Below are 15,663 nucleotides of genomic sequence, written 5' to 3' on the forward strand. Positions count from 1 at the left end.
TGATCTAACTCGTGAGCGTGTGCGTCAAATTAAAGAAAAAGCAATCCGTAGATTAAAAAACACTTCAAGAAGTAAAATATTAAAAACATATTTAGGGTAAATTTAGACGTAAAGTCGAATGTCTTAATGTCAAAACTCCGAAAGTATTTCGGAGTTTTATTTTTTTTTAACCTGAACTTGTTTCAGGTTCTTTAGTCAATTTGCAATATTTATGTCGTGCCCTTTCAGGTCAGGCTTTCCGCAGTAGACGGTACTTGCTCCAATCCTTCACGCAATCTCTGCTAAAATTCAAACCAAACTTTCTTTGCGAACTTTGCGTAATAACTTTGTGAACTTTGCGGTTAAAATTTTACTTTTGCTTAAACAACACACAACATGAAAAACACACTTATTGCACCTTCTATACTTGCAGCTGATTTCGCCAACTTACAACGCGATATCGAAATGATAAATAATAGTGAAGCCGATTGGTTTCATATTGATATTATGGATGGTGTTTTTGTTCCGAATATTTCATTCGGAATGCCGGTTTTAGAGGCAATTACTAAACATGCAAAAAAAACCATTGATGTTCACTTGATGATAGTTGACCCTGATAGATATATCAAAACTTTTGCAGCATTAGGTTCTACTATTTTAACCGTTCACTATGAAGCTTGCAACCATTTACACAGAACTTTACAAGCCATAAAAGCAGAAGGCATAAAAGCCGGCGTTGCACTAAATCCTCATACTAATATTGATTTATTAGAAGATGTCATAAATGATATTGATATGGTTTGCATTATGAGTGTCAATCCTGGTTTTGGTGGACAGTCTTTTATTGAAAATTCGTATTCCAAAATTGAAAAACTAAAAGCATTAATTACCAAAAAAAACACTTCAACATTAATTGAAATTGACGGAGGCGTTACTGATAAAAATGCGGCCCAGTTAGTAAAAGTAGGTGCCGATATACTTGTAGCCGGAAATTTTGTTTTTAAAGCTACAAATCCAACAAAAACTATTGCCGATTTAAAAAAAGTGACAAGTTTCTAAACTTATATTAGCAGGATTGACTTCGTCTTTCCCTCAAAGCTCCGCTTTGAAAATAAACAGCAGAAAAAATACTCAAGCTTGCTTGGACATTTTTTCTGCTGTTTTGTTTATTCGTGACCGCGAAGGGGACAAAACCCGTGTATTTATTTATATCTCGTTATTCGTTAAAACCTTTGTAATAAAGGTAAAATAATATTATGTAAGTAACTGAGAATAATAAAACACAATTGAGTACAGCTTTGGTTGAGTAAATGTTAAGTAGATTATTTTTTTTAAATAACTTTGCAATCTTCTAAGAATTAGTCAAAATTATGGCAACTTTAAAATATCTTTTACAGAGCAAAAGTGAAAATTCTCAAATATATATCCGATATTCTATCAACAGAAAGAAGGTGCTATGGAGAAAGTCGGGTTTTATAATTGACGCAAAATATTGGAGCGATTCACTTTCACAGCCGTTGCAAAAAACTGATTCTTTAAAAAATTTAAAATCAAAATTAGATAAACTAAATGTTTTTATAAATGAAGCATACAATGAAGCTGTTGGAAATGGTGTTGAAATAACTACTGAATGGTTGCAACTTCAAATTGATTCTTTTAACAATAAAGTACCTGTTGTTGAATTAGATATTTTGTCTAATTATATTCAAAAATTTATAGATGAAGCACCGTATAAGCAAAATCAACGAAAGGAACTAGGTCTAAGTAAAGGTCGAATCCAAAACATTAAACTGTTTAAAAACACTGTGCTAAAATATGAAGCTGAGATGTTGAAAGGTAAAAGTTTATTAGTAAAGAACGTTGATTTACAATTTATTGAAAAATATAAAATATGGATGTTTAGCAAGGGATATTCAACTAATTATGTTGGTAAAAACATTGCTAATTTCAGAACTATTTGTCGTGACGCTTTTAAAAATGATATTGAAATATCAACACAAGTTAAAAATATTAAAAGTATATCCGAAAGTAAAGAACCCGAAAATATCGTTTTCTTAACCGAAGAAGAGCAAGAAGAAATCAAAAAAGCGTCACTTAATAGAGAAGCATTAATAAATGCTCGTAAATGGTTATTATTGGGATGTTTGATTGGTCAGAGAGCTAGCGATTTACTAAATATAACAAAGAGTAATATTAAAGTAATTGGCGATGCTAAAATTATAGAATTAAAACAAAAAAAAACTGGAAAACTAGTAGCTATTCCATTGCTTCCAGATGCTATTGAAATAATTGAAAGCGGAATGCCGTATAAAATTTCATTACCTAGATTTAATGAGTATATTAAAGATGTTTGTAAAGAGGCAAACATAAACACGCAAACAAAATGGAGAAAAAAACAAAAGCAAGGAGAACCTAGCATTATGGTTATTAGTCCAAAGTATGAAGCTATTAGTAGTCATGTTTGCAGACGTTCATTTGCAACTAATTTTTATGGACACATACCAACTCCAGTTTTAATGAATATTACTGCACATAGTTCCGAAAAAATGTTTTTATTGTATATAGGAAAGACAACCTATGACAATGCGTTACATATGTTAGAATTGTTTGGTAAACTAGCAACAAATAAAGAAAATGCAAAAAAATGAAGGCATCTAAATTAACTAAATTTTACGATAATATTGACAAGTATCGCCCATTTGAAAGAGTTAGAAAATTAAAAAAGTTAACTGAAAATTTTGACAACAACTTAATGGAATCTCTTCAATTAGATTTCTTTCTTTATTATTTAGATAAAATGGAAGCAAAAACAATTGAATCAAATTTATATGATACTGAAAAAGTTAAATATTTTTTTGATGAAGTAAAATCATCAAAAAAAATTGGGTGTTCATTTAATGCTTTTGTTGATGAGTACATTATAAATTTCGATTATGATATTATTTCGGAAACTATTGATAAAACTACTGAATTTTCTGAAGAGCTATGGATTAACAATGTTTATATTGTAACTGTTGAAACCGAACATGGTAAGGCTGTTAAAAGGATTAACAATCGTAGATTGTTAAAAATGAAAGAGCAAGAGAAAGAAAAGCAAAAAGATAAAGAAGAAAATCTATTCGATTATAGTGATTCAACCATAATAAAAAAAATAATTATTCTTTCTAAATTAGGTGTACTAGAACACTTAAAAAAATCAACACCACTTGGAATCTCAACCAACAGTCTAGCCTCTATTTTAAGCTCTATTACTGGTGCAAAAACAGTTTCTATTCAGCCAGTATTGAATCCGCTTCTAAACGAAGATATTGAAAACAAGAATCATCCATTTAAGTCTGAAAAAACGGTAAAGTCAGTTGAACAGCAGTTGGTTAATTTAGGATTTAAACTCAAAAACTAATTTAATTACTTAAATTAGTTTTTGAAAACTCATAAAACGCAACAATAATTTGAAAAAAAATTATAAAAAGAAGGCATCATTTCAATGGAAAACAAACGAAAACTAATAATAGATATTTTTGAAAGAAATCCAAATCTGTTTATTGATTTGATTTCACAATATTATCCAATCCCCGAAAGATTAATTAATAATTATTCAAATAAATGGAATTGGCGTAATTTATCAATTAATAAATCTTTACCTAAATCACTCGATTTTTTTAAAACTTATGAAAATAAATTAAACTGGCTTTATCTGTCTAAAAATAAATTTTTGCCATGCTCGTTGGAAATTATTGAAAAATATGAAGATAAATGGCATTGGGTAAGTTTATCTGAGAATATTTCTTTATTGTGGACAGATGAAATTATTGAAAAATATAAAGACAAATGGGAGTGGGAAAGGTTTTCTCATAATAAATCACTACCATGGTCTGCAGAATTTATTGAAAAATATCATGATAAATGGAATTGGAGTTGGACATGGTTAAATGTTAATAAATATTTGCCATGGGATATTGAAATTTTTGACAACTATAAAAACAAACGACTGTGGAAAATTTTTTCTCAATATGAATTTTTACCATGGACTGTTGAATTGATTGAAAAATATGAAGATAAATGGGATTGGGATGACTTATCTGGAAACAAAGCTTTGCCTTGGTCTATAGAGTTTTTCGAAAAATATAAAAATAAATGGGATTGGAGACGCTTGTCCTTCATTAAATCTTTACCGTGGTCTGTAGAGTTTTTTGAAAAATATGAACACAAATGGAATTGGTATAATTTATCAGGTAATGAATCTTTACCGTGGTCTGTAGAGTTTTTTGAAAAATACGAAGATAAATGGGACTGGTACCAACTATCAGGTAATAAATCCTTACCATGGTCTGTCGATTTCTTTGAAAAATACAAAGATAAATGGAGTTGGTTTGCTTTCTCGAAAAACAAATCTTTACCGTGGTCTATGGAATTGATTGAAAAATATGAAAATAAATGGAGTTGGTATCATTTGTCAACTAACGAATTTTTACCATGGTCTATCGAATTAATTGAAAAACATCAAGAAGATTGGGGTTGGTTCGATTTATCTAGAAATGAATCTTTACCTAAGTCTTCTGTATTGATTGAAAAATTTAAGGATAAATGGGATTGGGAATGTTTGTCAGAAAAAAAATCTTTGCCGTGGTCTTTGGAATTTCTTGAGAAATTCAAGGATAAATGGCAATGGTATTATCATTTATCAAACAATGAATCTTTGCCGTGGTCTTCTGTATTGATTGAAACATTTCAAGACAAATGGGATTGGCATCGCTTGTCAAATAACAAATCTATACCGTGGTCTATAAGTTTAGTACATAAATTTGCTGAAAATATAGTATGCTCTTTTTTAATATACCAAACGTTACAGCCATTTTTAGACAATGAATTGATTGAAGATATTTTAACATCTAAATAGATTTATAAATTCATATAAATATCATCTAATTCTTCTTGTCTAATACCTAAATACCTTTTGGTTATTGCTGGTGACGAGTGATTGAACAGCTCGCTAAGATACAATAATGCCTTTTCGGTCTCGTTGTTGTTAGTCCATACTTGACGACCAAAAGTCTTTCTTAGGCTGTGTGTTGATACTGCCAATGACTTAGAACCAAAAAACTCTTTTAGTTTACGATTAACGTATTGCTTCGACAATACTGTATTCTGGTTTGACGTAAATATATAACCTTCAATATTTGGGTTTCTCTCTTTAAGCAAGTTAAAAGCGGTCTTAACGTTATCGTTTAATTTGATAACACGTTTTTTATTGGTCTTAGATTCTACCAAAGATATCGAATCACCATTTAAGTCTTCAACTTTTAGTTTTAGAATGTCAGAGATTCTTAAACCTGTGTTGATACCAAATACAACCAAGAATCCTAGTTTATAGTTGCTGTCGGTTTTAATGATTTTCATCGCTTTGTTTAGCGTTGCATCAAAATTTAAGTAGTCGCTAGTCGTTACGGAATTTTTTAGGCTCATGAGTATAGTTTTTTATTTGATGCAAAAGTAATAATTAAAAGTTTCACAAACAAACTTAAATTTATAAAAGTGAAACTTTTAAATTTATCAAAACTACCTAAATCACGTCAGCCCTTTATTTACAGTGGTTTAGCGAAATACAAAAGTTTCACTCTTAGGAATAGTGAAACTTTTATATCAAATTTATTAAGCATCAGAAATTCATTGCTAAATGAATTTGATATTTCTATATTTACAAACTGTAAAAATTCAATTAAAAAGAAATGCAAAACTTACAAAACGAACTTGTAGAATTATTAAAGCACGAAGAGAATCTTGTTGTTGATGGACATTTGAATAAAAATAAAATTGTAGAGTTAGCTTTAAAAGTTGAGCCTCAACTAATTTCTATATTAATCAAAAACAATACATTTAAAAAACATTTTTTTCAAGAAGTTGAAAATATACTAGTATTTGATAAAATCAAATTTCAACGGTTTGTAAATAATAAATCTTTTCTTCCAGATAGCTATACAGCTTTTAAAAACAAAATTGGACTAATAACTAACGATGATGATTTAGATAATTTTATCTCTAATTCAAATGATATCGTATTAGCTTGGCCTCATAAAGATTGTGTTCTAGAGGGCGGTCAAACAAAAGAAGACCAAAAAAGAAATGAAATATTTTGGAATGAAACACTTGCTCCAGACAGTGTAGATAGACTATTGGACGCTAAGGCATTAACTAATTTCAAAAAATTTGATAAGGATGGAGAACACAAAGTAACTGAATTTAAAGGAAATGAAAATATCATTATAAAAGGAAACAACCTTTTAACAATAAGTTCATTATTAAAGATTTATAGAGGTAAAATTAAATTAATTTATATAGACCCACCATATAATACGGGGGGAGACAGCTTTAAATACAATGATAGCTTTAATCATGCTACTTGGTTAACTTTCATGAAAAACAGATTAAAAATAGCAAAAGATTTATTATCAGATGATGGTGTTATTTTTGTTCATTTAGATTATAACGAATCTCATTATTGTAAAATACTTTTAGATGAAATATTTGGTATAGATAAATTCCAGAACGAAATAATATGGAGACGTAAACAAGCGACTTCATATGGTAATTCAAAGTTTGGAATAGTAACTGATTCTATTCTTTTTTATTCAAAAAATAATACACATAAATTTTATCCACAATACTCAAAAGATGATGAACACACTCAAAAATACATAAAGGAAAGATTTGTATATAGTGATTCAGATGGAAGAAAATATATGAAATCGCCATTAGTGAACTCTTTATACAGACCAAATTTAAAATATGTTTTTGAAGGAATAAACCCTCCAGATAATGGGTGGTTATATTCAAAAGAAAAAATGCAACAATTTTTTGATAATAATGAACTTATAATTCCTGAAGATGAGGATGCAAGAATATATAGAAAAATTTATGCTGATACATATAAAGGACAAGTTATCCAAAGTCTTTGGACTGACATTTCAATTGTTAATCCAATGGCTAAAGAACAGGTGGATTTTTCAACTCAAAAACCCGAGAAATTATTAAAAAGAATAATTGAATCAGTTACTGATGAAGGTGATTACGTTTTAGATTTTCAATTAGGTAGTGGAACTACTGCCGTTACAGCCCACAAAATGAATAGACGTTACATTGGTGTTGAACAAATGGATTATATTGAAACAATTGTAATCGATAGATTGGTTAAAGTTATAGGTAATAATGAAAATTCGAAAAATAATATTCAAACGACTTTAGACGTAAACTCTAAAGATGAATCGATGGAATTTGATGAGAGTGGGATTTCTAAAGAGGTTAAATGGAAAGGTGGTGGTTCATTCATTTATGCAGAATTAATGCAATACAATCAAAAATACATTGATTTAATTCAGGTTTCAGAGACTAAAGATAAATTAATAGATGTTTGGAATGAAATGCAGGACACAGCCTTCTTGTCATATCAATTTGATAAGAAAACATTCAATGAAAGATTAGAAGCATTTAAAACTGCATCGATTGAAGAAATGAAGGAGTATTTAATAGAAGTTTTAGACAAAAATCAATTGTATGTGAATTATTCAGAAATTAATGATGATACTTTTAAAGTAAGTGCAGAAGACAAGGAATTAAACAAACAATTTTATTCTAAAAAATAATTTGATATGTCATTATTCAATCAATTAGATACATATCAACGTTTAGACAAAAGAATTGCTACCAAAATTGAGGATGGCGATTTAGAAGTTGTATTATCTCCAATCATTAAAAAAAATCTAAAGTTTGGTTCTCGCGAATATCAAACCGAAGCTTTTACCGCACTAGATTATTATCTAAATAACTCTAAATTAAGAGCAAGACCTGCACAAGTTTTATTTCATATGGCAACTGGAAGTGGTAAAACATTGGTTATGGCTGGTGCAATATTAGAATTGTATAACATGGGATATCGTAATTTTATTTTCTTTGTTAATACTGATACAATTATTCGTAAAACAAAAGAAAACTTCCTTAATCCTAAAAGTTCTAAATATCTTTTTAATGATGTAATAAATATTAACGGCTCTAATATCTTAATAAACGAAGTAGATAGTTTTGAAAGCACCAACGAAGAAGATATTAGCATATTATTTTCTACTATTCAAGGGTTACACACTAAATTAAATAATCCACGAGAGAACAGCATTACATTTGATGATTTTATCAATAAAAAAGTCGTATTAATTTCAGATGAAGCACACCATATAAACGCTTTAACAAAGAAAACGTTAACAGCACAAGAAAAAGAAATATCAGTGACTTGGGAAAATACAGTAGACAGAATATTTCATTCTAATCCTGATAATATTATGATGGAGTTTACAGCTACATTAGAATTATCGCACCCAAACATTGCCGCTAAATATAACAACAAATTACTATATGATTATCCATTAGCAAAGTTCAGAGAAGATAAATATTCTAAAGAAGTAAAAACAAATCAAGTAGATTTTGAACCTATCCAACGAGCTATAGTAGCAACAATAATAAGTCAATATAAAAAGAAAGTTTTTGCGTCAAATGGAATATTGGCGAAACCCGTGATAATGCTAAAATCCAAAACAACAGCCGAAAGTGCTGTAATGGAAGAAAAGTTTATTGAAGCCATCAAAACTCTAAATGAAGATAAATTAAAAAATATTATTAAGTTAGATAATGAAGTGCTGTCAGAAGCAATGAAATATTTTGAAAGTTTAAATATTTCAAACCAAAATCTAATTGATGAATTAAAAGAAGATTTTTCAGAAGACAAAATTATTTCTGTTAATTCAAAAAACGATACCGACGAAAAACAGATTACTATCAATAGTCTTGAAGATATTGACAATGAATTTAGAGTAGTATTTGCTGTTGACAAACTAAATGAGGGATGGGATGTATTAAACTTATTCGACATAGTTCGTTTATACGATACCCGTGATGCTAGCGGTAATGCTCCAGGAAAAACGACTGTCCAAGAAGCACAATTAATTGGCAGAGGTGCTCGATATTTTCCTTTTAAAATAGATGAAAACCAAGACTTAGATAAACGAAAATATGATGATGATATTACAAATACATTAAGAATTTGTGAAACACTTCATTATCATTGTTCACACAATCCAAAATATATTTCAGAGCTAAATCGAGCCTTAAAACAAATTGGATTATTCCCAGATGAAAAAGTTGAGCTTGATTTATATCTTAAAGACGACTTTAAAAAAACTAATTTCTACAAAAATGGTTTTATATTATTAAATCGAAAAGTACTAAACAATCCTAAAACGTTATTAGAATACCAAGAGCCAGATATTGTAAAAAGACATACTTATGCTTTAAGAACTAATCGCTCTGTAGTAAACACAATATTTGATGATTCTAGTATTAAAGCTAATCGCGTTGTGGCTAACTACATGAATACTCATAAATTTAATGTTTGGGATAAATCAATTTTATTAAAAGCTTTAAATAAGATTCCGTTTTATAGATTTGATAATCTTCAAAAATATTTTCCTTCTATAAAATCAATGATTGACTTTGTAGATGGCAACAAGTACTTTGGTGGTATAAGTGTTGATGTTACGGGATTAGAAAAAGATACAAAAGATTTAACAGCCATTCAAAAATTAGATATTGCTATTTATGTGGCTGTTAAAATAGCGGATGAAATATCAACCAAGTTTGGTGATTATAGAGGTACAAAGTCATTTTATCGTGAACCTATTAGTAAACACTTTAAAAATAAAAAATTGTCTTTCACGGTAAATACAAGTCCAACTGCCGAAACGGGAAAACCAACAATGCGACATGATATTGACCCAAAATTTTATGTTGATTTAAACAAGGCTGATTGGTATGCTTTTAATGAAAATTATGGTTCTTCAGAAGAAAAATTTTTAGTTAAATTCTTTGAAAGCCAAATAGAAGATTTAAAACAAAAGTACTCGGATATATATCTATTAAGAAATGAAAGACACTTCAAACTTTATAGATTTAGTGATGGAAAAGCTACAGAACCAGACTTTGTTTTATTCATGACAGAAAAACTATCAGGCGAAGAAATAATTTATCAATTATTTATAGAGCCAAAAGGAGAACAGTTGCTTTATACAGACCAATGGAAAGAAGATTTCCTAAAAGATATAGAATCTAATGCGATAATTGAATTATATCAAAACCAAAGTTATAAGTTAATTGGAATGCCATTTTACAATAAAGAAAATCGTGAAAGTATTTTTGAAGAAAAATTAAATAGTATTTAATAATAAAGCTCGTTCGGATCCGAACGAGCTTTATTATTTTTATTGAAACGCTTCACGAACACCTTTAATGATATTCAATATCAAGTCGCTTAAAACACTTTTTTTTCATAAACCCCTCTAGCGAATACTGGCTAATGTGGGGTTTAAAAGGTACAGTATAACTAAATACACATAGATATATTAAAGAAGAAGTCAAGATAAATTATCAATTTATTATCGGTGGTATATTTGATACTTAAGTGGTCAATAAAATAAACATTGTCTTCTAAAATTAATTTCTGTTCATATTTTTCCCATTTATTACCAAGCATACAACCAATAAATTGATTTTCCACTTCAATGTAATTTTCTACAGGTTCAATGGCTGTAGCATTTTTTATACTATTTGCTATTCCACCACTTATTGGTAATGAAATCCCGCATCTTTTTTCAATCACTTTTTTTATTTCCATTTTTTCTAAAAAATATTTTTTTGCAAATCATCATGGTAGCTATCCTAAGGCAAATCGTCCTGACACAAGGGGGGGCGGATAACGGTAAGGGGGAGGACGGCAGGTTTATTGTTTATCATTCCCAGTTTTATTACTACTTCTGTAATTTTCATCATTCAGACGGTTTGTTAGGCACTCTTCTTTAAATAGTTCATCTAATTCATTATGCTTTTTTAATAATTTATATTCCTCGAATAAATGCCAATCATCAAATCTGGCGTTTTCTTCATATTTTCTTGAAATATACATTATCAATAATTCTTTTAGTCTTGGGCTGTGGTTTAAGTCTGTTACCTTTTCCATTTTTTCTTTTTTTAATTTGTTAGTTATTTTAATATTCCGTTTCTCACGGGTGCTTTTTGTAGATATTCATCACTACTGTAATTGTTTTTTATTTCGGAAACTTGATACATAACCTCAAACCATTTAAAATACTTTAATAGAACGCTATCAACTATTTTTTTTGTTAGTGATGGTGTTGCATCACTAACGAAGTGAACGTGGTTAAAACCTCTTCTATCAAGTTCAATTGTATATTTTATAGTATTACTTGGAAGTGACGATTTGATTTCTTTGACCAGTTCTACATGGTAGTCTGCATCGTAGTTTTCAATTGGGTTCCATGTTACGAAGCTCGACCAACAATAATTATCGTTCTCAATAACTTTACGTTTGTTTAAAGGCATAAATTCGTTTACAATACTGTGATGTATTCGCCAACATTTACCTTCTTTCTTTAACAGGTATGTTACACCTGCATACTTCGCTTTTACATTAACCATTTTGTATTTCAACATTCTTAATGACAAACCTGTTAGTGCTGTTAGCTGATTAAGCTTATAGTAGATGTTACTTCTATTCTTGTTACTATCGTTAACTAATTTTATACATTCTTCTTTCATTATCATTTGGATATAGTAAGGTCAAGTTGGATAGTTTGTATCCAATCATTGTTATGTGTTATTATAAATATGTGAAGTTTTAGAAAAAACTGCACTTTGGATAATTATTTTTCACCAAAGTATTATTTCGATTTTAAACGCAGTTTGCACCAATTAATAGAATATTTTCTTCTCAAAAACGATTTAGGGATTCCCTAAGTTATCCCTAACTTTCATTTGCACCATAATTTTTAAATCATATAATTATGCAAACCGAAATTTTATTAAACGGCATTACTTTAAAGCAATTAACAGACGCTTTAGTACCATTATTACAACAACCTTCTACAGAAACAAATCAATCGAGCACCGAATTAATTGGTAGAAAAGAAGCATGTGCAATCTTACATTGTAATATGACTACACTGCATAAACACACGAAGTCTGGCAGGTTGAAATCTTATGGAATAGGCAACAGGGTTTTATACAAAAAATCAGAAGTGTTAGAATCAGTTAAACCAATAAATCATTAAAATCATGACTACAAACAATAACTCAATTAATAGTAAAGAGGATTTGAAAAGTACAATTTCGAATCACATCGAAGATTTGATGACTAGTCGCAAGACTGTAGCAAAAACTACTGATGAAATTTTAAATGAAATTTTAAAAGATGTTAGTGCTGTAGATTTTAAGATGCTAGCATTTCCAGAATTGGATAAATACAATATGTTTTTATCTATTATTTCTGATGGTAAGGAGCTTTCAAAGGCTCAAAATGAAGAGTTTGAAACATTAAAATTCAATCTTAATAAGTTTAGTCCAAACAAGAATCATTATTTGGTAATATGTATCGAACAATTATTAAAATTAACTCAATTAAAGGAATTGGGACTCTGTAAAAAAAACGGAAATATTTTTTTGTATAACGGTACTTTTTGGTCTGAAATAGACAAAGAAAGGTTTCAATCCTTTTTAGGAGAAGTGGCATTGAAAATGGGCGTTGAAAAGTTTAAAGGTAAAATACACACGTTTAAAGACGAATTACATAAACAGTTTATGTCAGAAGCCTATTTACCTAACCCTAAAGAAAAGAATAATAGTATTTTAATTAATCTATTAAACGGAACTTATGAAATAAATGATAATAATAGAAAATTGAGGGACTATGAAAGTACTGATTTTATTACACATCAACTTCCGTTTAATTACGATGAAAAAGCAACTTCACCACTGTTTGAAAATTACTTAAACGAAGTATTACCTGATGTCGATAAGCAAAAGGTATTTGCAGAATTTTGTGGGTATATCTTTGTAAAACCAAGTTTTTTAAAGCTAGAAAAAATATTAATTCTATTTGGTTCTGGTGCGAATGGTAAGAGTGTTTTCTTTGAGATATTAAATGCTTTATTAGGCAAAGAAAATGTTAGTAACTTCTCATTACAAAGCCTTACAAACGATAACGGCTATTATCGTGCTAAAATCGCTAATAAGCTGGTAAACTATGCTAGTGAAATTAATGGAAAACTCGAAACAGATATTTTTAAACAAATCGCCTCTGGCGAACCTATTGAAGCTAGGCTACCTTATGGAGAACCATTCATACTCACTGAATATGCTAAGTTAATTTTCAACTGTAATGAATTACCAAAAGACGTAGAACACACGAATGCCTTTTTTAGAAGGTTTTTGATTATAGGATTTGATATTACAATTCCTGAAAATAAGCAGGATAAAGAATTAGCAAATAAGATTATTAAAAATGAATTGTCAGGTGTTTTTAATTGGGTTTTAAAAGGACTAGATAGGCTTATAATACAAAAACAATTTAGTAAATGCGAAGCAATTGATAATGCTCGTATAGATTATGAAAAGCAGAGTGATAGTGTTCAGTTATTTATTTCTGAATTTGAATATAAAGCATCAGCTTCTGAATATGTGTTAATTTCTTCACTCTATCCGCTTTACAAAAATTTTTGTGTTGAAGATGGGTATAGACCAGTGGGAAAAACAAAATTTATTCAACGCTTAATACATTATAAAATTCATGTTAAAAGAATTAATATTGGAAATGTGGCGTATCTGACTAACCTAGATTTTTAAAAAAAAGATTGTTTTAGGAGCTTCACATTTTACACTTTTTGCACGGGTATTTTAGTCTATTGTGTAAAGTGTGTAAAATATGAAGCTCATATAAAAACATATTTTAATACGTTAAAATGGAGCAATATAAATATACCCTCGACAAAAGCAGTAAGAAGTTTATTTGTCCAAAATGTGAATCAAGAAGTTTTGTTAAATACATGGACAATGAAAAACTTAGCTATTTACCTGATGAATTTGGAAGGTGTGACCGTGAAACGAATTGTGGTTATCACAAAGCACCATCAAAAGGGATTAAATGCTATTTGATTCCTTTTATATCAAATACTAGTATCTCGGATAAAGCTAATAAATTGACAGACGTAAATGGAATTGATACGATTATACCAAAATCACAAATAATTAAGGAATTAATAAGCTGTTGTTGGATATCAGAATGGTTTTTAAAAAATAGCAGTATTTCTTATTTAGCAAATGAATATAAATATTTTGATAACAATGATATTGATTTAACAAATACAATTATAAAAAATGAAAAAACTATTGAAAGCGTCCCTAGTTTTCACCCTATAGAATTATTAGATAAAATGTATTTTGAAAGCCCACAAATTGATAATTTATCTGAATTTTTGAAAACTAAATTTTCTATTGAAGAGGTATTTAACGCTATGCAAAATTATTTCATTTCAGGAACTAATTGTTTTTGGAATAATTCAACAGCATTTTGGCAAATTGACGAAAATCAAAAGATTCATGCATGTAAAATTATGTTATACGACAAGACTAATGGAAAAAGAATTAAAATACCTCATAATCATATTAATTGGCTCCACAACGCAGTTAAAGTACCTAATTTTAATCTTTGTCAATGTTTATTTGGGTTACATTTAATTAATGAAGATTACGGAAAAACGATTGCTATTGTTGAAAGCGAAAAGACAGCAATTATATTGAGCATATTTTTACCAGATTACATTTGGATTGCAACAGGAAGTAAGCAAAATCTAAAGTTAGATTTATTCACTCCCATAAAAAAACGAAATATTGTGTTATTTCCTGATAAAGGTGAATATGCTGATTGGTATAAAAAAGCTTCTGAATTAAATCAAATAGGTTTTAAAATTGAAGTTAGTGATTTAATCGAACAAACAAATTATGCTAATGGATTTGACTTAGCAGATTATTATTTGAGTTTATAATAATAAAGGCGTTCCGTGATGGTTCGCCTTTATTTAATATAAAAAAACACTCTTTAAAGAGTGTTTTTTTTGTTTACGGTTAAGTACATGTTAAGTAAAAAACCTTTTAAGCCTTATTTTTAGGCATTATTCGTGACCGCGAAGGGATTCGAACCCCCAACCCTCAGAGCCGAAATCTGATATTCTATCCAGTTGAACTACGCAGCCTTTTTTAAGTACAAAATACGAAGTACGATGTTAGAAATAATCGTCCTCCCAACAGCGTACATCGTACTTTTAATTATATCAATAATTTTTTAACTATAGTCGAAATAGTTTTCCCTTCAGCGCTTCCGCCGATTTGTGAAGATGCCAATCCCATAACTTTTCCCATAGAAGCAATTCCTGAAGCGCCTGTTTCCGAAATAATTTTAGTTATGATTGCTTCTACTTCCGCTTCTGAAAGTTGAACAGGAAGGAATTTTTCGATTACCGAAATTTGTGCTAGTTCTGGTTCTGCTAAATCAGGACGGTTTTGAGTGGTAAAAATTGCCGCACTGTCTTTTCGCATCTTTACCAGTTTCTGTAATATTTTGATTTCGTCCGCTTCGGCTATTTCTTCTTTAGAACCTGTAGCGGTTTGTGCTAGCAATATTTCTGATTTGATGGCACGAAGCGCCTCTAATGCAACGGTGTCTTTCTCACGCATAGCATTTTTCATTTCGTCCATTATTTTGGTTGATAAACTCATAGTTTAGATTGTTAGATTATA

The 15,663-nt window shown here is 29.4% G+C and carries 14 protein-coding genes, 1 tRNA gene and 1 pseudogene; 10 read left to right on the forward strand and 6 right to left on the reverse strand.

All coding sequences use genetic code 11. The features are described 5' to 3' along the window. The 5 genes and pseudogenes from ACOYLP_RS02390 to ACOYLP_RS02410 all read left to right on the forward strand — a co-directional run. Window positions 1–100: pseudogene (locus ACOYLP_RS02390) on the forward strand (RNA polymerase subunit sigma); the annotation flags it as partial. A gap of 275 nt (window positions 101–375) precedes the next feature. Then, window positions 376–1,038: a ribulose-phosphate 3-epimerase gene (gene rpe, locus ACOYLP_RS02395; protein ID WP_422854576.1), complete on the forward strand. Its 663-nt coding sequence runs from the start codon at window positions 376–378 to the stop codon at window positions 1,036–1,038. Window positions 1,039–1,349: 311 nt separating this feature from the next. Then, a complete protein-coding gene (locus ACOYLP_RS02400) occupies window positions 1,350–2,627 on the forward strand; it encodes a tyrosine-type recombinase/integrase (RefSeq protein ID WP_422854577.1) in 1,278 nt (425 codons plus the stop codon). Continuing rightward, window positions 2,624–3,379: a hypothetical protein gene (locus ACOYLP_RS02405; RefSeq protein ID WP_422854578.1), complete on the forward strand. Its 756-nt coding sequence runs from the start codon at window positions 2,624–2,626 to the stop codon at window positions 3,377–3,379. Before ACOYLP_RS02400 ends, ACOYLP_RS02405 begins: the two co-directional genes overlap by 4 nt. A gap of 84 nt (window positions 3,380–3,463) precedes the next feature. Then, the gene (locus ACOYLP_RS02410) at window positions 3,464–4,876 is read left to right on the forward strand and encodes a hypothetical protein (protein WP_422854579.1); all 1,413 of its coding nucleotides are present in this window, start codon (window positions 3,464–3,466) and stop codon (window positions 4,874–4,876) included. A 2-nt stretch (window positions 4,877–4,878) separates the two neighbouring features. On the opposite strand, the gene ACOYLP_RS02415 is transcribed toward ACOYLP_RS02410, so the two are convergent. Beyond that, window positions 4,879–5,442 (reverse strand): tyrosine-type recombinase/integrase, encoded by a 564-nt coding sequence (locus ACOYLP_RS02415; RefSeq protein ID WP_422854580.1) that lies wholly within the window; start codon window positions 5,440–5,442, stop codon window positions 4,879–4,881. Between the two features lie 263 nt (window positions 5,443–5,705). Between ACOYLP_RS02415 and ACOYLP_RS02420 the strand changes: the two genes are divergently transcribed. Together ACOYLP_RS02420 and ACOYLP_RS02425 are read left to right on the forward strand one after the other, a co-directional pair. After that, window positions 5,706–7,616 carry a DNA methyltransferase gene (locus tag ACOYLP_RS02420; RefSeq protein WP_422854581.1) on the forward strand — a complete coding sequence of 637 codons (1,911 nt, stop codon included), beginning with the start codon at window positions 5,706–5,708 and terminating at the stop codon, window positions 7,614–7,616. A 6-nt stretch (window positions 7,617–7,622) separates the two neighbouring features. Next, window positions 7,623–10,238, forward strand: coding sequence for a DEAD/DEAH box helicase family protein (locus ACOYLP_RS02425; RefSeq protein ID WP_422854582.1), 2,616 nt, complete (start codon window positions 7,623–7,625; stop codon window positions 10,236–10,238). A gap of 161 nt (window positions 10,239–10,399) precedes the next feature. Here ACOYLP_RS02425 and ACOYLP_RS02430 read toward each other — a convergent pair whose 3' ends face one another. From ACOYLP_RS02430 to ACOYLP_RS02440, 3 genes are all read right to left on the reverse strand, one after another. After that, window positions 10,400–10,690 (reverse strand): hypothetical protein, encoded by a 291-nt coding sequence (locus tag ACOYLP_RS02430; protein ID WP_422854583.1) that lies wholly within the window; start codon window positions 10,688–10,690, stop codon window positions 10,400–10,402. A 105-nt stretch (window positions 10,691–10,795) separates the two neighbouring features. After that, a complete protein-coding gene (locus ACOYLP_RS02435) occupies window positions 10,796–11,032 on the reverse strand; it encodes a hypothetical protein (RefSeq protein ID WP_422854584.1) in 237 nt (78 codons plus the stop codon). A gap of 23 nt (window positions 11,033–11,055) precedes the next feature. After that, window positions 11,056–11,631: a hypothetical protein gene (locus tag ACOYLP_RS02440; RefSeq protein WP_422854585.1), complete on the reverse strand. Its 576-nt coding sequence runs from the start codon at window positions 11,629–11,631 to the stop codon at window positions 11,056–11,058. A gap of 245 nt (window positions 11,632–11,876) precedes the next feature. Here ACOYLP_RS02440 and ACOYLP_RS02445 point away from each other — a divergent pair, with 245 nt between their 5' ends. The 3 genes from ACOYLP_RS02445 (at window position 11,877) to ACOYLP_RS02455 (ending at window position 14,912) form a co-directional block, all read left to right on the forward strand. Further along, window positions 11,877–12,143, forward strand: coding sequence for a helix-turn-helix domain-containing protein (locus ACOYLP_RS02445; RefSeq protein WP_422854586.1), 267 nt, complete (start codon window positions 11,877–11,879; stop codon window positions 12,141–12,143). 4 nt (window positions 12,144–12,147) lie between these two features. Further along, window positions 12,148–13,713, forward strand: coding sequence for a DNA primase family protein (locus tag ACOYLP_RS02450; protein ID WP_422854587.1), 1,566 nt, complete (start codon window positions 12,148–12,150; stop codon window positions 13,711–13,713). A 116-nt stretch (window positions 13,714–13,829) separates the two neighbouring features. Continuing rightward, a complete protein-coding gene (locus ACOYLP_RS02455; protein ID WP_422854588.1) occupies window positions 13,830–14,912 on the forward strand; it encodes a DUF6371 domain-containing protein in 1,083 nt (360 codons plus the stop codon). Between the two features lie 133 nt (window positions 14,913–15,045). On the opposite strand, the gene ACOYLP_RS02460 is transcribed toward ACOYLP_RS02455, so the two are convergent. Continuing rightward, window positions 15,046–15,119: transfer RNA gene (locus ACOYLP_RS02460), tRNA-Arg, on the reverse strand. A 73-nt stretch (window positions 15,120–15,192) separates the two neighbouring features. Beyond that, entirely contained in the window at window positions 15,193–15,642 is a 450-nt protein-coding gene (locus ACOYLP_RS02465; protein ID WP_422854589.1) for a GatB/YqeY domain-containing protein, read from the reverse strand. Window positions 15,643–15,663: the final 21 nt, after the last annotated feature.

The sequence above is a fragment of the Flavobacterium sp. genome, assembly GCF_049318325.1.
GTDB lineage: Bacteria > Bacteroidota > Bacteroidia > Flavobacteriales > Flavobacteriaceae > Flavobacterium.

Coding starts and splice junctions, on each gene's coding strand:
- rpe (WP_422854576.1), top strand. CDS start 376: ATGAAAAACACACTTATTGCACCTTCTATACTTGCAGCTGATTTCGCC.
- ACOYLP_RS02400 (WP_422854577.1), top strand. CDS start 1,350: ATGGCAACTTTAAAATATCTTTTACAGAGCAAAAGTGAAAATTCTCAA.
- ACOYLP_RS02405 (WP_422854578.1), top strand. CDS start 2,624: ATGAAGGCATCTAAATTAACTAAATTTTACGATAATATTGACAAGTAT.
- ACOYLP_RS02410 (WP_422854579.1), top strand. CDS start 3,464: ATGGAAAACAAACGAAAACTAATAATAGATATTTTTGAAAGAAATCCA.
- ACOYLP_RS02415 (WP_422854580.1), bottom strand. CDS start 5,442: ATGAGCCTAAAAAATTCCGTAACGACTAGCGACTACTTAAATTTTGAT.
- ACOYLP_RS02420 (WP_422854581.1), top strand. CDS start 5,706: ATGCAAAACTTACAAAACGAACTTGTAGAATTATTAAAGCACGAAGAG.
- ACOYLP_RS02425 (WP_422854582.1), top strand. CDS start 7,623: ATGTCATTATTCAATCAATTAGATACATATCAACGTTTAGACAAAAGA.
- ACOYLP_RS02430 (WP_422854583.1), bottom strand. CDS start 10,690: ATGGAAATAAAAAAAGTGATTGAAAAAAGATGCGGGATTTCATTACCA.
- ACOYLP_RS02435 (WP_422854584.1), bottom strand. CDS start 11,032: ATGGAAAAGGTAACAGACTTAAACCACAGCCCAAGACTAAAAGAATTA.
- ACOYLP_RS02440 (WP_422854585.1), bottom strand. CDS start 11,631: ATGAAAGAAGAATGTATAAAATTAGTTAACGATAGTAACAAGAATAGA.
- ACOYLP_RS02445 (WP_422854586.1), top strand. CDS start 11,877: ATGCAAACCGAAATTTTATTAAACGGCATTACTTTAAAGCAATTAACA.
- ACOYLP_RS02450 (WP_422854587.1), top strand. CDS start 12,148: ATGACTACAAACAATAACTCAATTAATAGTAAAGAGGATTTGAAAAGT.
- ACOYLP_RS02455 (WP_422854588.1), top strand. CDS start 13,830: ATGGAGCAATATAAATATACCCTCGACAAAAGCAGTAAGAAGTTTATT.
- ACOYLP_RS02465 (WP_422854589.1), bottom strand. CDS start 15,642: ATGAGTTTATCAACCAAAATAATGGACGAAATGAAAAATGCTATGCGT.